The organism is Actinoplanes rectilineatus, from assembly GCF_000962825.1.
GTDB classification, from domain to species: domain Bacteria; phylum Actinomycetota; class Actinomycetes; order Mycobacteriales; family Micromonosporaceae; genus Actinoplanes; species Actinoplanes rectilineatus.
Genome location: NZ_JZKF01000009.1, coordinates 26,187 through 50,131, shown reverse-complemented (window position 1 = coordinate 50,131; position 23,945 = coordinate 26,187). Strand labels below are relative to the sequence as shown.

Genomic DNA, 23,945 nt, shown 5'->3' with positions numbered 1-23,945 from the left:
AGTCCGGCCGTTAAGGGGTCCGGACGTGCGGCGAAAGGACGACGGGTGTGACCCTGCGACAGATCCTGCGGCTGACTCCCTGGTCGGTCCGGCGACGGATCTTCGAGGCTGCCGAGACACGGCTCCTCCCCCGGATCGCCCCGGAGCGGCGACTCGGCTTTGCGCGTACCCTCATGCCGCTCGGACCGGCACCGGTCCCCGGGCGCAGGCGGCGCACCCGGCCCGGCACCCTCCGGGTCCGGACCGGCGACGGGTGGGTGATCGCCCGGGTCGCGGCCGACGCCTGCCCGGCCGGCGCCCGCCGGCACAACCTGGACCGGGTCGTCCGTGCCCTCGACCTGGCCGACGTCGACTGGTTCCGGGTGCCCGCACCCGACCCGCTGCGCACCGCCGTCGCGGTGCCCGCAAGCGACCGCGACCGGGTCCTGCGGCTGCTCCGGGAACTGGCCGCCGAAGACTCCGGCCGGTTCACCCCCGGCCCGAAGACCGCAGCCGTCTGCTGGCCGGTCACCGATCCCGGCGGCAACCTGGTGCTCGGCGCCGAACACGCCTGCGAGGTCGAGTTCTGGACCGGCGGCGCCGACGGCCGCCTGCACGCGCCACGCCGCAACCCGCTCGCCGACTCGGTGCCCGCCGATGAACCGCCCGTGATCGCCCCGGAGACGGTTTTCGGGCCGTTCAGCTCGCCCGGCGACAGCACCGGCTACCGCACCCGGCCGGCCTTCACCGGTGTCGACCCGGACCGCATCGACTTCCCGATCGACGTGGTCTACACCTGGGTCGACGGCGGCGACGAGGCCTGGCAACGGCGCAAGAGCCGGGCGCTGGCCGAGAACAGCTGGGTCGGCGAGATCAACGGGCAGGCCGCCAACGACTCCCGGTACGCCAGCCGCGACGAACTGCGGTACTCGATGCGCGCCCTGCACTGCTTCGCCCCGTGGGTACGCCGGATCTTCCTGGTCACCGACGACCAGGTGCCGGGCTGGCTCGACCTGTCGCATCCGAAGCTCACCCTGGTCGGCCACCGGGAGGTCTTCGGGGACACCGGGGTGCTGCCCACCTTCAACTCGCAGGCGATCGAGTCCCGCCTGCACCGGATCCCGGGCCTGGCCGAGCACTTCCTGTACCTCAACGACGACGTGATCCTGGGCCGCCCGGTCACCCCGGACCTGTTCTTCACCCCGGGCGGGCTGACCAAGTTCTTCCCGTCCACGCAGCAGGTGGACACCGCCCCGCGCGGTCCCGGCGACCGGCCCGCCGACTCGGCCGCCAAGAACAACCGGCGCCTCATCGAGGAGGCGTTCGGGCGGGTGCTGACCCGCAAGATGATGCACACCCCGCACCCGTCGCGGCGCAGTGTCATCGACGAGATCGAGAAGCGATTCACCGCGCAGGTCGCCGAGACGGCGGAGCACCAGTTCCGGCACCCGGACGACATCTCGCTGCTCTCGTCGCTGCAGCAGTACTACGCGTACCTGACCGGCCGGGCCGCGCCGGGCCGGATCCGGTACCTCTACACCGACCTGGCCGAGCCGCAGACCCCGTTCCGGCTGGCCCGGCTGCTGCGCGGGCGCAACGTGGACGCCTTCTGCCTCAACGACGTGGACGTGGCCGGCGCCGCGGTCGCCGACCAGGAGGCCCTGGTCGCCGAGTTCCTGCCGGCGTACCTGCCGTTCGTGTCGCCGTTCGAACTGAGCCATCCGCGTCCCGGCACCACCTCACTGGCGGCGGCGACCCGGACGGCCACCGCCCCACGACAGTCCCTACCTCCGAAACGCCCCATGCCTATGAAGGAGAGCTCGTGAGCTACGACGTTGTCATCCTCGGACTCGGATACGTCGGGTTGCCGCTCGCGCAGCAGGCGATCCGGTCCGGCATGTCGGTGCTCGGCTTCGACGTGAACGAGACCGTGGTGCGCGGGCTGGCCGAGGGACGCTCGCACGTGGACGACCTGGACGACGCGGACATCCGGGCGATGCTCGACGGCGGTTTCCGGCCGACCAGCGACGAGACCCTGATCGCGGAGGCCGCCGCCGCGGTGATCTGCGTGCCGACGCCGCTGTCCGAGGGCGACGGACCGGACCTGCGGGCCGTCCTCGGCGCCTCGGCGGCGGTCGGGCGCAACCTGCGCCCCGGCATGCTGGTGGTGCTGGAATCGACCACCTACCCGGGCACCACCGACGAGGAGGTACGCCCGCTGCTGGAGAAGTTCTCCGGCCTGACCGCGGGCATCGACTTCCACCTGGCGTTCTCCCCGGAACGGATCGACCCGGGCAACGAGACGTTCGGCGCGCACAACACCCCGAAAGTGGTCGGCGGCTACACCACGTCGTGCACCGACGCGGCCGCGGACTTCTACGGCCGATTCGTCGAGACGGTGGTCCGGACCCGGGGCACCCGGGAGGCGGAGACCGCGAAACTGCTGGAGAACACGTACCGGCACGTCAACATCGCCCTGGTCAACGAGATGGCCCGGTTCTGCCACGAGCTGGACATCGACCTCTGGGATGTGATCCACGCGGCGTCCACGAAGCCGTTCGGGTTCCAGGCGTTCTACCCGGGACCGGGCGTCGGCGGCCACTGCATCCCGATCGACCCGAACTACCTTTCGCATAATGTCCGCAGCAAGCTGGGTTACCCGTTCCGGTTCGTCGAGCTGGCCCAGGAGATCAACGCGACGATGCCGGCCTATGTGGCCCGCCGCGCCCAGAACCTGCTGAACGCGGACGGGCAGGCCGTCCGGGGCGCGACGATCCTGCTGCTGGGTGTCACGTACAAGCCGAACATCGCCGACCAGCGTGAGTCGCCGGCCACCCCGCTGGCCCGTCAGCTGGCCGGGCTGGGCGCGACGGTCGCCTATCACGACCCGCACGTGACGACCTGGAACGTGGGTGGGGTGCCGGTGTCGCGTACCGAGGATCTGGAGGGCGCGGTCACCTCGGCCGACCTGGTCATCCTGGTACAGAACCACCGCGAGTACGACGCGGAGAACCTCGCGAAGCTGGCGAAGCGCTTCTTCGACACCCGCGGTGTGACGGCCGCCCCGGAGGCCCACCGCCTCTGAACGCCGCCTCCCGAAAGTCACCACACCTCTCGGAGTGTGGTGACTTTCGGCGTCCACGGCGCCCGAACTCAACACACCCCGAAAGGCGTGCTGACTTTCGGCGCCCACAGCACCCCAACTCAACACACCCCGAAAGGCGTGCTGACTTTCGGCGCCCACAGCACCCCAACTCAACACACCCCGAAAGGCGTGGTGACTTTGGGCGTCCACGGCGCCCGAACTCAACACGCCTGAGGGGTCAGGCGAAAGTCCAGCGGGAGTTGAGGACGTAGTTCAGCGCCGGGATGAGGACCAGCGCGACCGCCTGAACCAGCGGATAGGGACCGTGCAGCAGGTCGGCGCCCACCCACAGCACGACCGTGTTGAGGCTGAACGCCGCCGCCGTCACGGCCAGGAACCGGGGGCCGGCCGACAGGTGGCCGGCGCCCGAGCGGAACACCCAGGTGCGCTGCAGCGTGTAGGACACCACGATGCTGGCCAGGAATCCGATCGTCGACGCCGGGACCGGGGGCAGCCCGAGGTGATGGCCGCCCCAGCCCACGCCGAGATGGGTCACGGCGCTGAGTCCGCCGCTCACCCCGTACCGCAGAAGGCGCTCAACGCTCGGCACGCTGCTCGACCACCCACTGTTCGGGGATCGCGTCCCGGACGGTCCGTTCCTCGATCAGATAGCGGGGACGGCCGCGCACCTCCTCGTGGATGCGCGCCAGGTATTCGCCGATCACGCCCAGTCCGATCAGCACGAACGTGCCGGTGACCAGCAGCAGCAGGATGACCGTGGTGAAGCCGGCGACCGAGTGCCCGCTGACCCACCGGACCACGGTCTGCGCCCCGAGCAGCACCGAGAACACCGCGAACGCCAGTCCGGCGAGGGTGACCAGGTGCAGCGGCGCGGAGGTGAACGACGTCAGCCCGTTGACGGCCAGCCGGAACAGCGCCCGCAGCGTCCACCGGGACGCCCCGCCCGCCCGGTGGTCGATGTCCACCTCGACGGTCGCCCGGGTGAAGCCGATCCAGCTGCTGGTGCCGCGGAAGAACGACGAGTGTTCCGGCATCCGGTGCAGCGCGTCCAGGGCGGCCCGGCTGAGGAGCCGGAAGTCGGTGGCGTCGACCAGGTCGACCCGGGTGAGGCCGGTGAACGCCTTGTTGAACAGGCGGGAGCTGAGCCGGTTGCCGATCGACTGGCCGGTCCGGTTGCGTTTGACCGCTTCGACGACGTGGGCGCCGTCCTGCCACCGGCGGACCATGGCCGGGATGGCGGACGGCGGGTGCTGCAGGTCGGAGTCGATCACCACGACGGCATCGCCGGAGGCGGCCTCGAGCCCGGCCAGCAGGGCGGACTCCTTGCCGAAGTTGCGCGACAGCCGGAGCCCGCGGACCCGCGGGTCGGCCTGCGCCTGTCCGACGATCCGGGACCAGGAGTCGTCGGTGGAGCCGTCGTCGATCAGGACCACCTCGTAGCGCAGGCCGGCCGGTTCGAGGACTTCGGCGATCCGGGCGACGAACTGTTCGACGCCCGGCCCCTCGTCGTAGATCGGTGCGACGACGGAGATCAGCGGGTCGGTCATGGCGTGTTCCCCCGGCAGAACGGGACACCGGCGAGGTCCTCGGCGGCGGTGTTCAGCGAATCGGTGTATCTCTGCTGTTTGGAGGGCTGGTCCTGCTGGCTGCGCAGGGCCTCGTCGAGCAGTGCGCAGCGCCGTGCGTCGCCGGCCCGGCCGCGTTCGAAGGCGCCCAGCGCCAGGGCGATCCGGTTGTCCAGCTGGGACGCCTCCCAGCCGGCCGCGGCGTCGGCGTAGGCCCGGTTGGCGGCGACGGTTCCGGTGGCGGCGAGCACGAGGACGGCCAGGACGAGGCCGGCGGAGCGTCGTCCGGTGCGGGCGGCGAACGCCAGCAGGGTCGCGACGAGCAGCATGCCGGCGGGGGCGGTGACCGCCGAGTCGCGCCAGCCCTGCTGCCAGAGGGCCGGTCCGGGGTAGTAGGTGTGGATCTCGACGCTGAGTGCCGCGGGCAGCGCCCCGAAGGTCAACAGAACCAGGGCGGTGAGGGCGAGACCTGCCAGGGCACGTCCGGCCGGGCGGTCCGCCTCCGGCGAGATCTTGAGGGTACGCAACGCGAGCACCGCCAGCACCAGGAGCGCCACCACCGGCAGGATGCCCCACGGCCAGCTCGCACCGGCCCGCTCGGTCGCTGCCGGCCAGGACATCGGCGGGGTCCAGGCGAGCATCCGGACCGGCAGCACCAGCAGGCTGTCCGGGTCCACCACCATGTCCGAACCGTGATAGCAACCTCCGTCGGCGCAGTACCCGCGGATCACCCACCGGACGGTCCCGAAGACCGGCAGGAACCCGGCCCAGAGCAGGGCGGCGAACCGTACGCCCGGCGAGCGCAGCAGTTCCCGCGCCCCTTGTCCGAGGACGAACCGGTTGCGCAGCAGCACCGCCGCGGTGGCCAGCGGCACGGCGAAGTAGGCGGGCTCGTTGTAGACCGCCAGCGCGCCGCCGGCGGTGACCGCGAACACCGCGTGCCACCACCGCATCCGTGCGAGCCGGCAGGCGGCCACCGCGACCAGCAGTACCAGCGCGGTGGTGCTCAGGTAGAGGCCGCCGAAGAGGGTGGTGGTGCTGTTGCGGCCGGCTGCGACGAAACCGGCGCCGACCGCGTACGGCAGCAGCAGCGCGACGACGGACGGTGCGGTGGTGAACATCCGCCCGCGGGTCAGCACGCTCTCGGCGAGCAGCACCACGGCGAACGTGACCGCGATCGCCGCGCCGAGCGTCACCAGGCGCAGCAGGACGGTGGCCGGCAGGTGCAGCTGCTGCATGCCGATGTAGACGAGCAGGTCGAGCGTCTTCTCGGTCATCCGTCCGAGGGGCCGGAAGTTGCCCAGCCGCAGGTAGGTCTCGGTGGTCGCGATGGTGTGCGTGATGATCCGCAGCGGGTCGTCGCGGAACAGGCCGCCGTGCCAGTAGAGGTTGAACCGCTGGTCTCCGCGGGGCGCCACGGCGGCCAGCGGCGCCAGCACCAGGAACGGCACCAGCAGGCAGCGGCGGACGACGTGCGCCCAGAGGCGGCGGCCGGGACGCGGGGAGTTCTCCAGCGTTCCCGGCCCCCGGCCCACGTCCGGTTGGTGAGGGATTGTAGCGGTTCCAGCGGTCACATCTGCTGCAACGACCGCTGCACCGGTGGGGTTGTGTCGGTTTTGCGAAGGAGCTCCGCCAATACCGGTGGATGATCAGGATCGACGAAGATCACCTGGGCGACGGTGTGGTCCCGGCACAGGTGGGCCAGCCGCTCGGCGAGCACCCCGTCCCACGGCCGGGCCGGCCGGTGCCGCTGCCAGGACTGCCGGTCCGGCAGGTACTCGATGATCAGCCCCACCTTGCGGAGCAGCGAGAACGACGGCTCGTCGGTGAGCACCACGGCCCGGTGGTCGGCCTCCACCAGCAGGCGCTGCTGGACGGCCAGCACGAACGAGCGCAGCGCCGGAAGGTCCAGGCCGAGGGCCACGTACAGATGCGTGGGCAGGGTCTTCGGGGTGGCCTTGCGGGTCTTGCGCGGCGACTTGGCCTTACGGCGGCGCACCCGGCTCGCCAGCCGGCGCAACAGCCGGGGCGAGGACCGCAACGGGTCACGGACGAACGACACCAGCGCCCGGCCCAGACGGTACGAGCCGCTGCCCCGCAACTGACGGACCATGGCCCGTTCCTCGTCACGTTCCTCGGCCGCGCCCGCATGGCGCTGCCGCCACGCGTCGCGTTCCTGCTCGACGGTCCGCAACCGGACCACGAGGGCCTCCATGCGGGCCGGTTCGAGCTCCTCGCCGAGCAGAGGCAGCGGGGTGGGCGTGTCGGACATGGTCACACTCCGGTTCGTACGGTTCGGTCGGCCAGTTCGACGAGCCAGTCCGCGGCCGCCGACGCGCCGTTACCCGGCCCCACCTCGGCGCACCGGCGCCGCAGCTCGGCACGGACGTCCTCGCGGACCGCCTCGGCCAGCACCCGGTCCAGATCCTCGCCGTCCGGGTCCTCGACGATCAGCGCGGTGCCCGCCGCCGCGGCGAACCGGGCCCGGCTCACCTGGTCGTCCAGCGAGGTCTCCCGGTTCGGCACGAAGACGGTCGGCACCCCGAAGGCCAGCAGTTCGTGGAACGAGTTGTACCCGGAAGCGCTCACCACCAGGTCGAACCCCCGCAGATAGCGGCTGATCGGGTACACCTTGACCACCTGGGCGCCGGGCACCGGCGGCATCGGCTCGGTGGCGATCGCCGACTCGGCGAGCACCACCTGGAATCCCGACTCGCGCAGCTGCCGGGCGATCCGGGCAGCCGGCGAGGAGATGTCGTTGATGTTGCCCGCGCCGAGCTGCAACAGCGCGGCCGGGCGTTCCGGGTCGAGGTCGAGCGCGGCCCGGGCCGCCTCCGGCTCGGCCAGCTCGTGCCGGTCCAGATAGGTGATCGGGGCGACCCCGTGCGCCCGTCCGCGGTCCGGCACGGTCGGGCCCTCGTCGGCCGCCTCGGCGAACTCGCCCGGCTCGAGGATGCCGTCGAACACCTCGCCCTTGGCGATCCACTCCGCGCCGGTGTCGCGCCGCCACATCGGCCGGCGCACCCACACCCAGGTCACGTCCCGGCGGGCGGCGATGGCCTCGACGATGCCGTCGTGCGGCACGCTGTCGATCGCCACGACGGCCGGCCGGTACAGGTCGACCAGGTGCTCCAGACGGCTGCGCAGCATCGCGGTCCAGCGCTGCCGGGGCAGGCCGAGGACCGACCGGGACGGGATGTACTCGGTCAGGAAACCCTCCCGGTGCGCCACCGACACCCCGTGGGACTGGGTGGCGATCACCGCGGGCACGTCGGACGGCAGCCGCCGACCGATCGCCATCAGCCGGGACAGGTGCCCGAGACCGACGCCGTTGTCGCTGACCAGCAGCACCCCGCGGGGCCGGCCGTCGGTCGGGTTCACGGTGGAACGCAGCAGTTCCAGCTCGCCGGGCGGGCGTACCTCACGGACCGCCAGCCGGGCCAGGTGCGACGGATAGCCGAACCGCCGCTCGACCAGGTCCCTCGCCTTGACCGCGACCGCGCGGTAGCGCTCCGGGTCGGCGTGCAGCTCCCGGACCAGCGGCACCACCCCGGCCGGGGTGGTGTAGAGCGCGGCGTCGCCGAAGACCGGCCGGAAATGCTCGCCGATCAGCACCGGTACGCCTGCCGCCATCGCCTCCATGATGGTCCGGCCGAACGCCTCGACCAGGTCCGGGTCGTGGAAGTAGACGAAGAAGTCGATCGTCTTGAGGAAGTCGCCCGGCGCCTCGGTCCCGAACTCGACGATCTCCCAGTTGACCGGGGTCCGCCCGAGACGCTCGGTCGCGATCTCGCCGCCGCCGAGCACCCGGACCCGGACGTCCGGCGCGTCCGGATAGGCCTGCAGCAACTCCTCGGTGGTCCGCGGCCACTTCACCGGGTCGGGCCGGCCGTGCCGCCCGATCACCGGCAGCTCACCGGAGGGCCCCGGTCGCTCCGACCACCAGTCCGCCACGTCGATGATCTCGTGCCAGTCGGTGCCCTCCAGCGGTGCGCCCGGCGCGGCCCGCAGCACCTCGGCGCGGACCTGGGTGCTGATCGGCGCCCACTCGATCGCGGTGCCGAAATAGCCCTCCAACCGGGTCCGGACCGCCGCGAAGTCGTAGTAGCGGGCCGGGTCGGCGGCGTCACCGGGCGCCTGGTTGAGCACCATCACGGTGCGCTCGGCCCGGATCCGGGGCGGTACGGCCAGGTCCTCGGTGAAGATCCGCGGCTGGCGGATCAGCAGCAGCCGGGCGTCGACCTGCTCACCGGCCGCGGCCAGCACCGCCAGGCCCTCGCGCAGCAGGTCGGTGATCAGCGGGTTGAACGGCCGGTCGTGCTTGAGGTGCGGCGACCGCACATGCACCAGAACCGTGGACAGCCCGGCCCGGGCCTGCGCGCGCACCTCGGCGGCCACGCTGGCCGAGGTGCCCCCCGGATACCGGAAGTCCGAGAGGATCGCCACGTCATGGACGTTCGCGGTCATGATGTGTTCTCCGATTCTCGGTGCCTCGATGTCCCGCGGGAACAACGAACGGCCTTCGCCCGGCGTCACGCACGTGACCGGTGACACGTTGATCCCCTCGACGACGACACCTAGCGGCAGGGACCCCATGCGCAGGCAACACACCACTCCGGACGCGTACGGCGCGGACCTGTTGGATCAACAGTGGCGGGCCATGACGGCGGGCGGGCCGGCGGGACCGGCCACGGCCGCCCTGCACACCCGGTCGGCGGCGGCACGGACCGTCCTCGGGTACGCGGCCGCCCGCCGCCGGGTCGACGACCTGGTCGGCGGAGCACACGACGGACGGCTGTTCCCGGACGCCGACCCCTGGGCGCTCGGCGAGCTGGCCCGGGTCATCGCCTGCCAGGACCTGTTCCCCGGTGACCGGACCGACGCCCTGGCACTGTTCGACTCGCTGCTGCGCACGTTCGGCGCGGCCGGCGTGGCCCCGGCACACCAGGGGGTGCACGCCCAGCTGGCGTTCGCCCTGGGCGAGCCGGTCCGCACCGCGAAACTGCTCGCCGACTACCCGGAGGTGCCCGAGGCGATCCGGGTGGCGCTCGGCGTCGACCTGGCCGCCGAGGAGGACTGGCCGGCCCGGTTCGGCGAGCTGCTGCCGGCGCCGGGACTGACCGTGACCACGGGTGACGCGAGCCGGTTCGACCGGATCCGCTCGAACACCGCGGCCCGGAACGGCTCCCCGCACCGGATCACCACGATCGTGACCACGTACCGGCCGGGGACGGCGCTGCTCACCACGATCCGGTCGCTGGTGGCGCAGAGCTGGACCAACCACGAGATCCTCGTCGTCGACGACGGCTCCGGTCCGGGGTACGACGTCGTGCTGGACCGGGCGGCCAAACTGGACCCCCGGGTACGGATCCTGCGGATGCCCGCCAACGGCGGCACCTACCAGGCCCGCAACATGGCGCTGAACGCCGCGTCCGGCGAGTTCGTGACGTTCCAGGACTCCGACGACTGGTCGCACCCGCTGCGCCTGGAACGGCAGGTCGCCCCGCTGCTCGCGGAGGAGTCGCTGGTCGCGACCACCTCGGTGGGCGTCCGGGTCACCGAGGACCTGGTGGTGTCCCGGCTGGGGCACCCGGAGTTCCGGTCGTACAACCTGTCGTCGCTGATGATCCGGCGGGACGCCGCACTGGCCCGGCTCGGTTACCTGGACACCGTCCGCAAGGGCGCCGACGCCGAGTACGTGGAACGCGCCCGTGCCGTCTTCGGCCGGCCCGCGGTCCGGCACCTGGGTGGCGAGCCGCTCGCCCTGATCCGGCTCAGCCCGGGTTCACTGTCCAGCGCCGACATCGCGGCCGGCTGGATGCATCCGGCGCGGCACGCGTACCTGTCGGCGTTCCAGGCCTGGCACCGGCACGTGGCCGCCGGACGGGCCGACGCGTTCCGCCCGATCACCCCGGACACCCGGGTCTTCGCGGCACCACGCCGGCTCGCCGGGGACGCCAAGGAGCGCCGCCGCGTCTACGACACGGTGCTGGCCGGCGACTGGACCGCGCACAGCGACACCGACTGGCCGGCCGCCGAGCGGGTCCACGCGTACGCCCAGCCCGGACGTTCGGTGGCGCTGCTGCACCTGGACGCCCTCGGCAAGGTCACCGGGAAGCCGCCGGCCCTGAACCGGACCCTGCAGGAGATGCTGAACACCGGCACGGTCGAGCAGATCGTGCTCACCGACGAGGTGCACGCCCGGCTGATCGTGGTGAACGACCCCGCGCTCCTGGCCTTCCCGCCCGGGTACTCGTCGGCGGTCCGCGCCGACCGGGTGGTGGTCGAGGCCGACCCGGCGTGGGCCCGGGCCGCCGGTGTCTGCGCGTCCGAGGCCCGCCGCCTGTTCGGGGTGGAGCCGTCCTGGGCGCCGGCCGGTCCCGCCGAGCGGTTCGCGCTGGAGACCGGGCCGTTCGGGGACCGGCTCGCCGAGGCCGACCTGCCCGGCACGGTGAACCTGCGGCAGTGGCGTCTGCACCGGCCCGGTCCGCGCGGCGACCGCCCGGTGCTCGGCCTGCTCTGGTCCGGCGACGCGGCGGCCTTCGCCCGGCTGCGGGAGATCCTGCCGGCCGCCGGGGCCCTGGACGTGCGCCTGCTGGACCGCAGCGGCACCGTGACCGACCCGCGCCGGGGCTGGCTGGTGTACGGCCCGGACGACGTCGACACCCGCGGCTTCCTCCACCAGCTGGACTTCTACCTGCACATGCCGTCCGACGAGGAGGCGGTGACCGCCTGCCCGGAGCTGCTGATCGCGCTGGCCGCCGGGTGTGTTCCGGTGCTGCCGATGCGGTACGCGACCACCTTCGGCACGTCCGCGCTGTACTGCGCGGCGGACGAGGTGCCCTCGGTGGTGGAGCGGCTGCACCGCAAACCGCGGGCGTTGCGGGCGCAGAGTGCCCGGGGCGTCGACTTCGTCTGGCGCAACCACCACCACGACCGGTACGCGGAGGCGATCGCCGCGCTGCTCCAGCCGGCGACCTGACGCCGCCGCGTCGCCGCGCCGCGCCGGCGACCTGACGCCGCCCTGCCGACGCGCCGCCCCGGCGACCTGATGTCGCCGTGCCGACGCGGCGCAGCGGCGACCTGACGGAGACGACAGCACACCCGGCCGGGACCAGGTCCCGGCCGGGTGTTCGCCGATGTGCGGTGCACAGACACCGGTCCGCGGTGTCCCCGCGGCAGGGGCGCCTACTTCTTCCGGTCCCGGTGCCCGACCCAGGGCAGGCGGCTGTCCAGCAACGGCGCGACCAGGCGCACGAACGCCTCGGTCAGATGGTTGCTGTCCCGGTAGACCAGGGTGTTGCCGACCACCAGCGGGCAGCTGTCGGAGCTGCACATCCACGGCAGCGGGTCCACCACCAGCGCACCGGCCCCGACCGCCGTGGACCGCTGGATCCGCCGCCAGCGGGGTTCCATCACCACCTGCTGGGCCGCGCCGGCGCAGCTGCCGATCGCGGTGGACCGGCTGGTCAGGCAGTCGACCGGCTCGGCGGTGAAGTACGGCGTGTCGCCGATGACCGCCACCGCGCCGGCGTGGTCGCGCAGCTCGCCGAGGGTCTTCTTCCAGCCGTCGCGCCACACCGCGTCCGGGTCGCCCGGCGCGTCGGCGAGCAGGTCGCGGTAATTCACGCTGGACGAGACGACGACCAGGTCGGGCTTCAGCCGGCCGATCCGGTCGATCATCTGGTCGCGCCAGGTGTCGCACTCGTCGTACCGGCGCTGGGTGCGGCGTTCGATCAGTGCCACCGCTGCCGGGCTGCAGGCGCTGCGGGTGTAGACCTCGAGCCGCCAGCCGCGCCGCTGGGCCGAGTCGGCCAGGGCCGGGAACCACTGCAGGGCGTGCGAGTCACCGAAGAGCACGACCGTACGGTCGGCCTTCGCATCGCTGTAGACGCAGTCGCCCTTGGGTTTGAACGGTCCGGTCAGCCCGACGTGGCAGCCGTCGTCCTGCGGGGGCAGGCTCTGCCGGGCGACCATCGACAGCGCCGGGGTCAGGTTGCCCGGCAACGTGCCGGCCGACAGCGACGACGTCACCAGCCGCCGCAGCTCCAGCTCCCGGTTCGGGGCCTGCGAGATGATCCGCTGCGCGTCGGCCACCGCCGCGCCGGTCGGCACCACCGGTGGGAAGAGCAGGCCGAACGCCGCCGCCGCGGCCGCGGTGCCGGACAACCCGAAACCGAGCAGCAGGCCCCGGCGCGGCACCGCGGTCAACGGCTTCAGGTAGCGGACCGGGTTCTCCACCAGGTGGTGGCTCAGGAAGGCGAGCAGCAGCGCACCCAGCGCCAGCAGGCAGCGCGCGACCAGACCGGTCGGTGCCAGGAACAGCAACGGCCAGTGCCACAGGTACCAGCCGTAGGACATCCGGCCGAGCCAGCGCATCGGCGCGGCCTCCAGCAGCCGGCTGCCCCGGGCCGCGATCACCGCGAGGGTGCCCAGCACCGGCAGCAACGCCGCCGTACCGGGGAACGGGGTGGCCCCGTCGAAGAAGACCGCACCGGCCAGGATCGCGCTGCCACCCACCCAGCACAGCGCCGGGCGACGCCGTGACGAGCCGGCACCGAACGCCAGCAGGGCGCCCGCACCGAGCTCCCAGGCCCGGCTGAGCGAACCGAAGTACGCCCACGACGCGGCCCGGTCCAGCTCCCGGGTGCTGTACCAGAACGACACGCAGACCAGCACCAGCAGCACCGGCACCACCACCCGGCGCCGTCCCCGGCCGGCCCACATCAGCAGCACCAGCAGCACCGGCCAGACCAGGTAGAACTGCTCCTCGACGGCGAGCGACCAGAAGTGCTGGAACGGCGAGGGCGCGCTGCCGGCGAAATAGTCGGTGCCGACCTCGGCAAGACGCAGATTCATCGTGTACGTGGCCGCGGCCAGCGCGTCCATCGCATGCTCGGTGAACCGGGGCGCCGGTGCCAGGAACCAGCTGCCGGCCAGGGTCGCCAGCGTCACCAGGGTGGCGACCGGCAGCAGCCGGACCGCCCGGCGGGCGTAGAAGCGGGCCAGCCGGAGCCGACCGGTGGAGGCCACCTCGCGCCGCAGCAGCGAGGTGATCAGGAACCCTGAGACGACGAAGAAGACGTCGACGCCGACATAGCCGCCGGCCAGGCCGGGTACGCCCACGTGGGCCAGCACCACCAGGAGCACCGCGACGGCCCGCAGGCCCTCGATGTCGTCGCGGTGGGCCGGGCGGTGCGCGGCGATGACCGCCGGGGCGCGGGGGCCGCGGCGGGTCAGCGTCGTGGTCATCGATCAGCCGGCGAAACGGGTCAGCCGTGCGCGGCGGCCATTGCGGCCGGCCGGACGAAGGAGAGCACCGCGTGCCGGCCGAGCAGTTCGCCCTCCCGGGTCAGGCCCTCGAACCGCTGGGTCCAGGCGGCCATCGCGGCCTGTTCGTCCTTGCGCCCGGCGTCGTCGAAGACGATCGTCGCCCGGTCCGCCAGGCGCTTCTCGATCACGTACAGGGCCGGGTAGCGGGCGTCCGCGCCGATCGCCGCGGGCGGGCCGTCGATCAGCACGAAGTCCACGTCGGTCAGGTCGGACAGGACCTCCGGGTCGTACCAGGGGTACTCGCGGCCCTCCACCGGGACCGGGGTGAGCGGCGCGTCGCGGACCTCGGCGACACCGCTGAGACCGTGCGCCTCCAGAGCGTCCCGGGTCCGCCGCGCGTACTCCGCGTCGTGGTCAAGCGAGATCAGCCGGCCGCCGGCCTTCTCCAGGGCGTACGCGATCCACACCGTGGACGTGCCGCTGCCCAGTTCGAGCACCCGCCGCGGTTGCCGGGTCCGGATCAGGTGCAGCACCTCGAGCAGGTCCGTCGGGTTCAGCGCGTAGTCGCCGGAGGACGGCATCGGCGCCCGCGGCACGAAGCCCTGGAACAGCTGGACGGTCGCCTCCAGCTCACGCGGCAGGGTGAGCAGCTGCGCGGCACCGGCCTTGCGGTCGGTGACCTGCTTGACCCGGGCGATCGCCTCGGCCAACTCCAGGTGCCGGTCGCCGGCGGTGAGGCGTTCCCGCTCCACCGCGGCGACCAGGCGCCGCTGCATCTCCTCCACCGTCGTCCGCAGGTCCTTCTGCGCGGCCACCCCGGCCCGCTGCACCCGGGACAACCGGCGGAAGAGCATCAGCAGCGCGGACAGGATCACGCCGGTCAGGGCGGCGAAGAGCGCCGCGGACACCCGGCCGTACCCGGTGAGCGCGGTCGCCGCGGCCCCCGCGCACAGGGCGCCGACCACGAACAGGGCCACTACCTGCCGTCCGGAAAGGCGCGGCAGCCGGCGGGTCACCCGACGGCCGATTCGGGACAGGTTGCTCATCGGGAACTCCTCATCGCTACATTCACCCTCGGTAACGCTGCTGATCGCGCCACCGTTACGCCCCGTCGGCGGGCACCCGCTGCGCCGGAGCGCCGGAGGTGGCCCGGACCAGGGCGCCGATCCGCTCGGCGAAAGCCTGCGGATGGTGTTCCCGGGCGATCGCCGACCGGGCGCGGCGGCTCTGGTCGGCGTACCGGCGGGGTTCGGACTGGAAACGCCGGATCACTGCGGGTACGTCCGACGGCCGGCAGGCCACCGCGGCGGGGCCGAACGCCGGCCCGAGACGTTCCGGGACCAGCACCACGCACCCGGTGGCGGCCGCCTCCAGGGCCGGCCGGGACAGCAGTTCCGCGGTCTGCTCCGGTGGGAAGTGCAGATAGAAGTCGAGCTGCGCGACGAAGGTCCGCGGGTCCAGGTCGGACGCCTCGTAGACCAGCCAGGACCGGGGCAGCCCGGCCGGGCGGACCGAGGTCTCCGGCAGCCGCAGGCGTACGTCCGCGTCCTTGCAGCGCCGCGGGACGGTGAGCGCGGCGGCCACGTCGAGCGGCCACTCACCGGCGTCGCACAGGTCGGTGCCGGCCACCGGCGGGGCGGCCGGATCGGGCAGCGGCCGCGCGACGTCCTGGAGTTCGGCGACGGCCGGCAGGTCGTACTCCGTCAGGTCCGCACCCTCCAACGTGGCGCGGACCCCGGCGTCCTGCGGGCACCAGAGGGGTTCCGCGCCGAACAGGCGCTTCGCGGCGTCGGTGGCCGCCGGCACCGTGTACCGCCGGTCGCTGCCGTCCTGCCGGGCCGGCGCCCGGTCGGCGACGATCAGCAGCCGGCGCGGGCGTACCCGGCAGCCGTCCTCCGGCGCGAACTGCAGCACCTCCGGCTGGCGGACCAGCAGCACCGCGGCCTCGACCTCGTCGGTCTCCAGGACCTGGTCCAGCCGACCGGTATTGATCATCTGCTGGACGGTGCCGCTGAGCGAGCGGCGCAGCCGGTGCACCGACCGCATCGACTCCAGGTGCAGGATCGCCACCGACAACCCGGCCCGGCGCAACGCCCGGACCTCGGCCAGCGCGGCCCGCTGGACACCGGCCAGGAACCGCCAGTCGGCGGCCACCACCACGTCGTAGCGGCGCGCGGGGGCGCCGCCGGTGAGGTGGGCCGGCGCCACGAACGCCCGGTCCGGGCCGCCGCGCTCCTGGCGCAGCGGCACCCCGGAGGCGTGCCAGCAGCGGTACGCCGACATGTACGCGGTCCGCGCCGGATGCATCCAGTACGCCCGGATCTCGGCCCGCGACAGCGAGCCCTCGGAGAGCCGGATCAGGGCCAGCGGACGGGCCACCCGGGCCACCGACCCCGGCCCGAAGGTCTTCTCGATCCGCTCGGCGAACTCCGAGTCGGCGGCCTTGCGGACGTGGTCGAACCAGCCGATCCGGAAGGTCACCGGTTCCCGGCGGAACAGCAGCGACGAGACGTTGACGCGCAGCCGGCGGATGCCGGGACGGGTCATCACCAGCTGGTCGGTGACGCTGATGCCCTCGGAGGTGCTCGCGACCACCGCTTGGTCGGCCAGCAGCGGGGCGAGCTGCAACTCGATCCGCCGGGGATGCGACCAGTCGTCGGAGTCCTGGAAGGTGACGAACTCGCCGCGGGCGGCCTCGACACCGGCGTTGCGGGCCGCGTACGTGCCGGCGTTGGCGGGCAGGCGCAGCAGGCGGACCCGGCCGTCCAGCGACTCCGCCTCGGCGAGCACCTCGTCGTGCTCCGGCGGTGAGGCGTCGTCCACCACGATCACTTCGAGGTTGCGCCACGACTGCGCCAGGACCGACCGGACCGCGGTGAGCAGACCGGGACCGGGACGGTACGCGGTCACCACCACCGACACCCGCGGACCGGTCGGCTCGACCGGGATGTCCACCATCGCGGTCAACCGGTCGAACGGCGGCAGCTCCGACCCGGCGGTCAGAGCCGGGCGGGGCGACGGGAAGAGCGCGCCGAACCGGGCCAGCCAGGTCTCCTCCGGGGCGGATCCACCGGCGTACGGGTTCGCCAGATCGATCTCCAGCGTCTCCCGGGCCGCCCGCGGCATCCGCCGGTACGCCCGGAGCAGCGCCCTCGCCCGGTCCGGGCCCTGCCAGGCGTACGCCAGCTGGGCGTGCAGCGCCTGATGGGCCGGCGGCAGAGCGGCGGCGCCGAGTGCCGTGCGGATCAGCTCGTACAGGGCGAGCGCGTCCCCCCGGTCGGTGGGCAGCTCCTCCTGCAGGGCGATGGTCTGCGCCAGCCCGGCCAGCAGGTCCGGCCGGGCACGGCGGCGCAACCGGCGCAGGCGCCGGGCGTCACCGTCCCGCGCCGCGGTGAGTAGTTCGTCCAGTGTCACGCCGGCGCCCACGCCCGCCCGGGCCAGCACCTGGCGGGCGGCCACCGAGCGGTTGCGCATCGCGGCGTTCGGCAGCGAGAGTTCCGCCCCGGCGCCGGCCAGCGTGACGTGATCGTCCAGCAACGCAACAGGCTGCGCCTCGGCCATCGACTCTCCGTCCGTACCCGAAATGTCGATCAGCTCAACGCCGGGCGCGGCTCGGGGTGACGCTCAGACGGCGGCCAGGACCGCGGCCTCCATCCGTTCCCGGGTGGTCTCGTCGGACCAGGCCCCGACCAGGTAGAAGGCGTCGACGACGTCACCACCGAGGGTGGAGATGCGGGCGGCGCGGATCTCACCGCCGGCTTCGTCGATGGCGTTGGTCACGCGGTAGAGCAGTCCGGGTGAGTCGGCGGCGCGCAGTTCCAGCACCACCGCGTCGGTGGCCACGTCGCGCTGCCAGACCACCCGGGGCGAGGCGGTGCCGCCGCGGGCGCTCATCGCCCGGGCCCGGACCCGCTGCGTCACCGACACGTCGCCGCCGGCCACCCGGCGCAGGTCCGCGGCGAGTGAGACCGGCTCGTACGGCGAGCCGTACCGCGGCGAGGTGTAGAACTCGACGATGGCCCGGTTGTCGACGGTGATGGTGTTCGCGCCGATCACGTCCAGCCGGTGCATGGCGAGGCAGGCGGCCACCGCGGCGAGCAGGCCGCGGCGGTCGGCGGCGGCGACCGCCACCCGGTCCCCGTCCAGGTGCACGGCCGGCAGGTCGCCGGCGAGCAGTTCCGGGTCCGGTGCCGGCGGTTCGGGCAGCGCTCCGGTGTCCAGCGCGGTGTGCACCCGCCGGACAAGTTCGGCGAGCAGCCGGCTCTTCCAGTCCGACCAGGCGGCCGGCCCGGTGGCGTGCGAGTCGGCCCGGGCCAGCGCGTGCAGCAGGTCGAGGGTGGCCGGCTCGCCGACCGCGGCGGCCACCGTGGAGATGGTCTTGGGGTCGCTCAGGTCGCGGCGGGCGGCCACGTCCGGCAGCAGCAGGTGCAGGCGGACCATCTTCTCGATGGTCGCCACGTCCGGCGCGGGCAGACCGATCCGTCCGGCGATCTCGGCGGCGATCGGCGCGCCGACCACACTGTGGTCACCCGGCAGGCCCTTGCCGACGTCGTGCAGGAACGCGCCGATCAGCAGCAGGTCGGGGCGGTCCACCTCGCGGGTGAACCGGGTGGCCTCGTAGGCGGCCTGCACCAGGTGCCGGTCCAGGGTGTACCGGTGGATCGGGTGGTGCTGCGGCAGGCTGCGCATCCGGGCCCACTCGGGCAGCCAGGCGTCGATCAGGCCGTACCGGTCGCAGGTCTCCCAGGCGGGCAGCAGACCCGGACCGGAGCCCAGCAGGGTGACCAGCGCCGCGCGGGCCGTGTCCGGCCACGGTGTGGGCAGCGGCGGGCAGAAGGCGGCCAGCCACTCGCAGGTGGCCCGGGCGATGGGCAGTTGGGCGGCGGCGGCCGCGGCGGCCACCCGCAACGAGAGGCTGGGGTCCGGGACCGGGCCGATCGCGGTGCGGGCCAGCACCAGCTCGCCGTCCTGCTCCACCACGTCCCGGGCGACCGGCCGGCGGTGCGGCTGCGCGGGCGGTCCGCCCCGGCGGCGTCCACCGCGCAGGCGGTCGATGGCACGCCAGGCGTCGTCGACGGCGTGCGCGACGGTACGGGCATCACTCGACACCCGCCGCAGCAGCGTGTCCGGGTCCTCGATCTCGAGCAGTTCCGCGACGGCGGCCCGTTCCTGCGCGACCAGCCGGTCCACCCGGCGGCCGACGGCGAGGTGCAGGGCGTCACGGGTGTCCAGCAGGCGCAGGCCGGCGGCCCGGACGGCGGGCCGCAGGTCGGCGACGCCGGCCCGGCTGATGCCCCGCAGCAGGGTGACGTCGCGCAGCCCGCCGGATGCCTCCTTGAGGTCGCCCTCGAGCAGGAAGGCCAGCTCGCCGTGGCTGCTCCAGCGGGTGGCGGTGACCTCGCGCAGCGGCGGCATCAACCGCATCGCGGTGCGCCGCCACTGGTCGCCGGCCGCGGCGATCAGTTCGGCGGAGAGTGCCGGGTCGCCGGCCAGGTGCCGGGCGTCGAGCAGGCCGAGGGCGACCTTCACGTCGTCGTGCGCGACGGAGAGCGCTTCGGGGACGGTACGCACCGAGTGGTCCAGCCCGAGGCGGGCGTCCCAGATCGGGTACCACAGGGCCGACGCGATCCGGTCGATCCCGGCCGTGCCGCGGTGCAGCAGGACCAGGTCGAGATCGCTGTACGGCGCGCAGTCGCGGCGTCCCAGGCCGCCGACCGCGATCAGGCTGACGCCGGGCAGGTGGGACGGGAAGAGTTCGCCCAGCCATACGTCGAGCGCCGCCGCCCGCTGGTCGCGGGCGGCGGCGCCGATGTGTGCACGCAGTTTGTCGAGGGAGCCGCCGGCACTCGGGCGGGCCGGTGGCGCCGGCGGCTCACTCAACGGGTTGGTCATGTCGGTCAGAGCGCGTCGAGGCCGCGTTCGCCGGTCCGGACCCGGACGACGTCGTCGACCGACGTCACCCAGACCTTGCCGTCGCCGATCTTGCCGGTCCGCGAGGCGGAGACCACCGCGTCCACGATCTTCTCGACGTCGATCTCGTCGGTCAGCACCTCGACCTTGATCTTCGGCAGGAACTCGACCGTGTACTCGGCACCCCGGTACACCTCGGTGTGGCCCTTCTGCCGGCCGTAACCCTGCACCTCGCTCACGGTGAGACCGGCGACGCCCAGGGCGTGCAGAGCCTCCTTCACCGCATCGAGCTGGTAGGGCTTGATGACTGCGGTCACCAGCTTCATGCTCAGTCCTTCCATCGGAGCAGCCATCAGAACTTAACCGGAAACCTTCTCCGTCACCGGAGCATCCTCGGCCGGCGGCGTGACGCCCGGCTTGATGCCGGCCATCGCGAACGCTCCACCGGAACCGCTGCCACCGGAGGGCGACAGGTCGTACGCGCTCTCGGCGTGCTCGGCCAGGTCGATGCCGTCGACCTCTTCCTCCTTGGAGAGGCGGAAGCCGATGGTCTTGTTGATCACGAAGCCCAGGATGAAGGCGACCACGAAGGAGTAGACCGTGACGATCAGGGCGCTGAGAGCCTGGATGCCCAGCTGGGTGACGCCGCCGCCGTAGAACAGGCCCTCGTTGGAGACCAGGGCGTTGACGTCGCTGGTGCCGAAGAGGCCGATCCAGAGGCAGCCGATCCAGCCGCCGACGAAGTGCACGCCGACCACGTCGAGCGAGTCGTCGATGCCGAGCTTGTACTTCAGGCTGATCGCCAGGGCACAGACCAGACCGGCGACGAGGCCGAGCAGGGTGGCCGCCCAGGGGGCGACGAAGGCACAGGCCGGGGTGATGGCGACCAGACCGGCGATCGCACCGGAGGAGGCGCCGACCAGGGTGGGCTTGCCGTCGCGGATCTTCTCGACGATCAGCCAGCCGAGGACCGCGGCGGCGGTGGCGAGCTGGGTGTTGATGAAGGCCAGACCGGTGACGGCGTCGGCGGTGAGCTCGGAGCCGGCGTTGAAGCCGAACCAGCCGAACCAGAGCAGACCGGCACCGAGGGCGACGAACGGCACGTTGTGCGGCTTCATCGCCTCACGCGGCCAGCCGGCCCGCTTGCCGAGCACGATGGCCAGGGCCAGTGCCGCGGCGCCGGCATTGATGTGGACCGCGGTACCACCGGCGAAGTCCAGCGCGCCGAGGTCGAAGATGAAGCCACCGCCCCAGACCCAGTGGGCGACCGGGAAGTAGACCAGGGTGGCCCAGGCTCCGGCGAAGACCAGCCAGCCGCCGAACTTGGCGCGGTCGCTGATCGCGCCGCTGATCAGGGCGACGGTGATGATCGCGAACATCATCTGGAACGCCATGAAGACGTACAGCGGGATGCCGGTGCCGCTCGGGTTCTCGTCGCTGGCGCCCCACAGGTCGCCCGCGCCGAGGAAGGTCTTGGTGCCCAGATAATCACCGATGTTGCCGATGACGTGGCCGACGTCCGAGCCGAAGGCCAGGGAGAAGCCGTAGAAGAACCAAAGTACGGAGATGAGCCCCATCGCACTGAAGCTCATCATGATCATGTTCAAAACACCCTTGGACCGGTTGAGGCCGCCGTAGAACAGCGCCAGTCCAGGGGTCATCAGCAGAACGATCGCGCTGGAGATGAGCAGCCAGGCGGTGTTGCCAGTATCGATCGTCGGTTCAGGCACGCTGGCCTCCTTGAGTCGGAACCCTCCTTCCCGGCTCAGCATGGCGTCAGCGCCCCCTGGCCGGATGCTGCGGAAGCTTTCCGGTCCCCTGTTTCGCGCACCGTCGCGAGCCGATTACCGGCAAGTGACGGCGTGTTTCCGACGTGTGAAGAAAGCCTCACAGTAGTCCGTTCGGGCAGGTCCAAACCTACCGAAGGGCGTATTCAAGGGTGTGCCGCTCGTAATCGAGCAACCGAAGGTCCCGCATCGGGCGGCGCAGATGGCCCTTGTGCACGATCCGGACGAACGCCGGGTCGCCGGCCGCGGCCATCCGCCGGATGCCTTCCACGTGGTCGACGATCCTCTTACGGATCGTCCGCACCAGGCGGTGCCGGTCCCGGGGGATCAACCCGTAGGCGTCGGCGAACAGCCGCAGCCGCCGCGGACGGTTCGGCCGCTTCCACCCCAGGGTGTAGGAGTCGCGGTCACTGAAGAGCGGCACCCAGGTCCACGCCGCGTACGCCACGTCGTAGAGCCGTGAGCCCGGCGAAGCGAGGTCGAAATCGATCAGGGACAGGGTGCCGTCCGGCCGCCAGACGACGTTGTGCGGCGCGGCGTCGTGGTGACAGATCACCTCGGTGTCCGGCGGCGGCGGCCCGAGCGAACGCCAGACCGCACCCGGCGGGGGCACGAAACCGTACTGGGCGTCGTGGAACATCCGCAGCATCGTGCCGACGGTGACCAGCGCCTCCTCGGTCACCCAGTGTGGCGCCAACGGATACTCGCCGCACTCGCCGTCCAGGTAGGAGAGGACCTCACGGCCCTTCTCATCCATCCCGTACGCGTGCGGCGACCCGGTGAATCCGACCCGCTCCAGATGGTTGAGCAGCGCGTGGACCGCGGGTGTCCACGGTCCGGCGTTGCGCCGGACCGTGTCACCGATCTTGGACACCGTGCTGACGTTGCCACCGTGCAGCGGGATCTCGCGCACCGGCTCCTGCGTCACTCACGCCCTCCCGGCATCCGACGAGTGTTTCGTCGTGGCTTGTGTAACCACGACGTGAACGAGCCTACGCGTCACCGTCGAGAAGGGCTTCGACGAACGCGGCCGGTTCGAACGGAGCGAGATCGTCCGGTCCCTCTCCGAGACCGACGAGCTTGACCGGAATCCCCAGCTTGCGCTGCACAGCGATGACGATGCCGCCCTTCGCGGTCCCGTCGAGCTTCGTCAGCACCACTCCCGTGACATCCACCACCTCGGTGAACACCCGGGCCTGCTCCAGACCGTTCTGCCCGGTCGTGGCATCGAGCACGAGGAGCGTCTCGTCGACCGGACCGTGCTTCTCCACCACCCGCTTGACCTTGCCGAGCTCGTCCATCAGGCCGACCTTGTTCTGCAGGCGGCCGGCCGTGTCGATCAGGACGGTGTCCACCGAGGTCTCGATACCGCGCTTCACCGCGTCGAAGGCCACACTGGCCGGGTCGCCGCCCTCCGGGCCGCGGACCGTCTCCGCACCGACCCGCTCGCCCCAGGTGCTCAGCTGCTCCGCGGCCGCGGCCCGGAACGTGTCGGCCGCACCGAACAGCACGCTGCGCCCGTCGGCGATCAGCACCCGGCCGATCTTGCCGCAGGTGGTGGTCTTGCCGGCGCCGTTGACACCGACCACCATCACGACGGCCGGGCGGCCCTCGTGCGGCTGGGTCTTCAGGCTGCGGTCCATGTCCGGCTCGAGTGCCGCGACCAGCTCCTCGGCGAGCTGCGCCCGCACCTCGGAGACGGTCCGGGTGCCGAGGATCCGGACCCGCTCACGCAGCCGCTCGACCAGCACCTGGGTGGCCTCGACCCCGACGTCGGCGGTGATCAGGCTGTCCTCGATCTCCTCCCAGTCGTCCTCCTCCAGGTGGTCCCGGGAGAGGACGCTGAGCAGGCCCCGGCCCAGCGCGTTCGAGCGGGCCAGACGGGCGCGCAGCCGGACCAGGCGGCCCGCGGTCGGTGCCGGCTTCTCCAGCTCGGGAGCCGTCTCGGGTGCGGGCTCCGGCTCGACGACCACCGGAGTGGGCTCGGGCTCGACGACGACCGGCGGCGTGGCCGGGCGCTCGATCAGCGGCGGCAGCTCGTCGGTGGGCGGGACCACGGGCGTGGTCGTGGGCGGCTCCGCGGGCGGGCGCTCCAACGTCGTGGTCGATCCCCCGGCGGGCGGCGGGATCTCCTTGCGGCGCATCTTCGGGACCACCAGCCCGACCGCGCCGACGACCAGGACCACGAGCAGGATCACTGCGGCGACCACGTATTCCATTCCCGAATCCTGACAGATGAGCCGTGCGGCCGTGGCGGAGGCCACGCACTGGCGGTGCCGCCCCTGGGTAACAGAGGATGGGACACCCCCGACAACCAGCGTGGAG

16 protein-coding genes are annotated in these 23,945 nt (G+C 72.5%); 3 read left to right on the top strand and 13 right to left on the bottom strand.

The features are described from left to right. Nucleotides 1–47 precede the first annotated feature (47 nt). Entirely contained in the window at nucleotides 48–1,805 is a 1,758-nt protein-coding gene (locus WH85_RS09670; RefSeq protein ID WP_045741419.1) for a stealth family protein, read from the top strand. Then, nucleotides 1,802–3,064 (top strand): nucleotide sugar dehydrogenase, encoded by a 1,263-nt coding sequence (locus WH85_RS09665; RefSeq protein WP_045741418.1) that lies wholly within the window; start codon nucleotides 1,802–1,804, stop codon nucleotides 3,062–3,064. Before WH85_RS09670 ends, WH85_RS09665 begins: the two co-directional genes overlap by 4 nt. Nucleotides 3,065–3,302: 238 nt before the next feature. On the opposite strand, the gene WH85_RS09660 is transcribed toward WH85_RS09665, so the two are convergent. From WH85_RS09660 to WH85_RS09640, 5 genes are read right to left on the bottom strand one after another with little or no spacing between them, the layout of a single operon-like run. Next, nucleotides 3,303–3,674, bottom strand: coding sequence for a GtrA family protein (locus WH85_RS09660; protein ID WP_045741417.1), 372 nt, complete (start codon nucleotides 3,672–3,674; stop codon nucleotides 3,303–3,305). Further along, nucleotides 3,661–4,632 (bottom strand): glycosyltransferase family 2 protein, encoded by a 972-nt coding sequence (locus tag WH85_RS09655; RefSeq protein WP_045741416.1) that lies wholly within the window; start codon nucleotides 4,630–4,632, stop codon nucleotides 3,661–3,663. Before WH85_RS09655 ends, WH85_RS09660 begins: the two co-directional genes overlap by 14 nt. Further along, nucleotides 4,629–6,185, bottom strand: coding sequence for a hypothetical protein (locus WH85_RS09650; protein WP_045741415.1), 1,557 nt, complete (start codon nucleotides 6,183–6,185; stop codon nucleotides 4,629–4,631). Before WH85_RS09650 ends, WH85_RS09655 begins: the two co-directional genes overlap by 4 nt. Before the next feature lie 35 nt (nucleotides 6,186–6,220). Further along, nucleotides 6,221–6,922, bottom strand: a complete 702-nt coding sequence (locus WH85_RS09645) for a hypothetical protein (RefSeq protein ID WP_045741414.1) — start codon at nucleotides 6,920–6,922, stop codon at nucleotides 6,221–6,223. Between the two features lie 2 nt (nucleotides 6,923–6,924). Continuing rightward, nucleotides 6,925–9,117, bottom strand: a complete 2,193-nt coding sequence (locus WH85_RS09640) for a glycosyltransferase (RefSeq protein ID WP_045741539.1) — start codon at nucleotides 9,115–9,117, stop codon at nucleotides 6,925–6,927. A 127-nt stretch (nucleotides 9,118–9,244) separates the two neighbouring features. Between WH85_RS09640 and WH85_RS09635 the strand changes: the two genes are divergently transcribed. Then, a complete protein-coding gene (locus tag WH85_RS09635) occupies nucleotides 9,245–11,632 on the top strand; it encodes a glycosyltransferase family A protein (RefSeq protein WP_045741413.1) in 2,388 nt (795 codons plus the stop codon). Nucleotides 11,633–11,838: 206 nt separating this feature from the next. On the opposite strand, the gene WH85_RS09630 is transcribed toward WH85_RS09635, so the two are convergent. The 8 genes from WH85_RS09630 to ftsY all read right to left on the bottom strand — a co-directional run bounded on the left by WH85_RS09630 (nucleotide 11,839) and on the right by ftsY (nucleotide 23,839). Then, nucleotides 11,839–13,902: an acyltransferase family protein gene (locus WH85_RS09630; protein WP_052720280.1), complete on the bottom strand. Its 2,064-nt coding sequence runs from the start codon at nucleotides 13,900–13,902 to the stop codon at nucleotides 11,839–11,841. A 20-nt stretch (nucleotides 13,903–13,922) separates the two neighbouring features. Then, complete coding sequence (locus tag WH85_RS09625; protein WP_045741412.1) at nucleotides 13,923–14,969, bottom strand: O-methyltransferase; 1,047 nt, start codon at nucleotides 14,967–14,969, stop codon at nucleotides 13,923–13,925. Nucleotides 14,970–15,024: 55 nt separating this feature from the next. Then, a complete protein-coding gene (locus WH85_RS09620) occupies nucleotides 15,025–17,484 on the bottom strand; it encodes a glycosyltransferase family 2 protein (protein WP_045741411.1) in 2,460 nt (819 codons plus the stop codon). Between the two features lie 63 nt (nucleotides 17,485–17,547). Further along, nucleotides 17,548–19,815 carry a [protein-PII] uridylyltransferase gene (locus WH85_RS09615; RefSeq protein ID WP_083448902.1) on the bottom strand — a complete coding sequence of 756 codons (2,268 nt, stop codon included), beginning with the start codon at nucleotides 19,813–19,815 and terminating at the stop codon, nucleotides 17,548–17,550. 5 nt (nucleotides 19,816–19,820) lie between these two features. Continuing rightward, the gene (locus WH85_RS09610) at nucleotides 19,821–20,159 is read right to left on the bottom strand and encodes a P-II family nitrogen regulator (protein WP_045741536.1); all 339 of its coding nucleotides are present in this window, start codon (nucleotides 20,157–20,159) and stop codon (nucleotides 19,821–19,823) included. Nucleotides 20,160–20,192: 33 nt separating this feature from the next. Further along, a complete protein-coding gene (locus tag WH85_RS09605) occupies nucleotides 20,193–21,563 on the bottom strand; it encodes an ammonium transporter (protein ID WP_045741535.1) in 1,371 nt (456 codons plus the stop codon). Nucleotides 21,564–21,750: 187 nt separating this feature from the next. Next, complete coding sequence (locus tag WH85_RS09600) at nucleotides 21,751–22,548, bottom strand: aminoglycoside phosphotransferase family protein (RefSeq protein ID WP_045741410.1); 798 nt, start codon at nucleotides 22,546–22,548, stop codon at nucleotides 21,751–21,753. Nucleotides 22,549–22,612: 64 nt separating this feature from the next. Further along, entirely contained in the window at nucleotides 22,613–23,839 is a 1,227-nt protein-coding gene (gene ftsY / locus WH85_RS09595) for a signal recognition particle-docking protein FtsY (RefSeq protein ID WP_045741409.1), read from the bottom strand. Between the last annotated feature and the right edge of the window lie 106 nt (nucleotides 23,840–23,945).

What these genes read in the sequence shown, in the direction of transcription:
- WH85_RS09610 (WP_045741536.1), bottom strand. Translation starts at nt 20,159, where the DNA reads ATGAAGCTGGTGACCGCAGTCATCAAGCCCTACCAGCTCGATGCGGTG.
- WH85_RS09615 (WP_083448902.1), bottom strand. Translation starts at nt 19,815, where the DNA reads ATGACCAACCCGTTGAGTGAGCCGCCGGCGCCACCGGCCCGCCCGAGT.
- WH85_RS09625 (WP_045741412.1), bottom strand. Translation starts at nt 14,969, where the DNA reads ATGAGCAACCTGTCCCGAATCGGCCGTCGGGTGACCCGCCGGCTGCCG.
- WH85_RS09635 (WP_045741413.1), top strand. Translation starts at nt 9,245, where the DNA reads ATGCGCAGGCAACACACCACTCCGGACGCGTACGGCGCGGACCTGTTG.
- WH85_RS09630 (WP_052720280.1), bottom strand. Translation starts at nt 13,902, where the DNA reads ATGACCACGACGCTGACCCGCCGCGGCCCCCGCGCCCCGGCGGTCATC.
- WH85_RS09655 (WP_045741416.1), bottom strand. Translation starts at nt 4,632, where the DNA reads ATGACCGACCCGCTGATCTCCGTCGTCGCACCGATCTACGACGAGGGG.
- WH85_RS09645 (WP_045741414.1), bottom strand. Translation starts at nt 6,922, where the DNA reads ATGTCCGACACGCCCACCCCGCTGCCTCTGCTCGGCGAGGAGCTCGAA.
- WH85_RS09640 (WP_045741539.1), bottom strand. Translation starts at nt 9,117, where the DNA reads ATGACCGCGAACGTCCATGACGTGGCGATCCTCTCGGACTTCCGGTAT.
- WH85_RS09620 (WP_045741411.1), bottom strand. Translation starts at nt 17,484, where the DNA reads ATGGCCGAGGCGCAGCCTGTTGCGTTGCTGGACGATCACGTCACGCTG.
- ftsY (WP_045741409.1), bottom strand. Translation starts at nt 23,839, where the DNA reads ATGGAATACGTGGTCGCCGCAGTGATCCTGCTCGTGGTCCTGGTCGTC.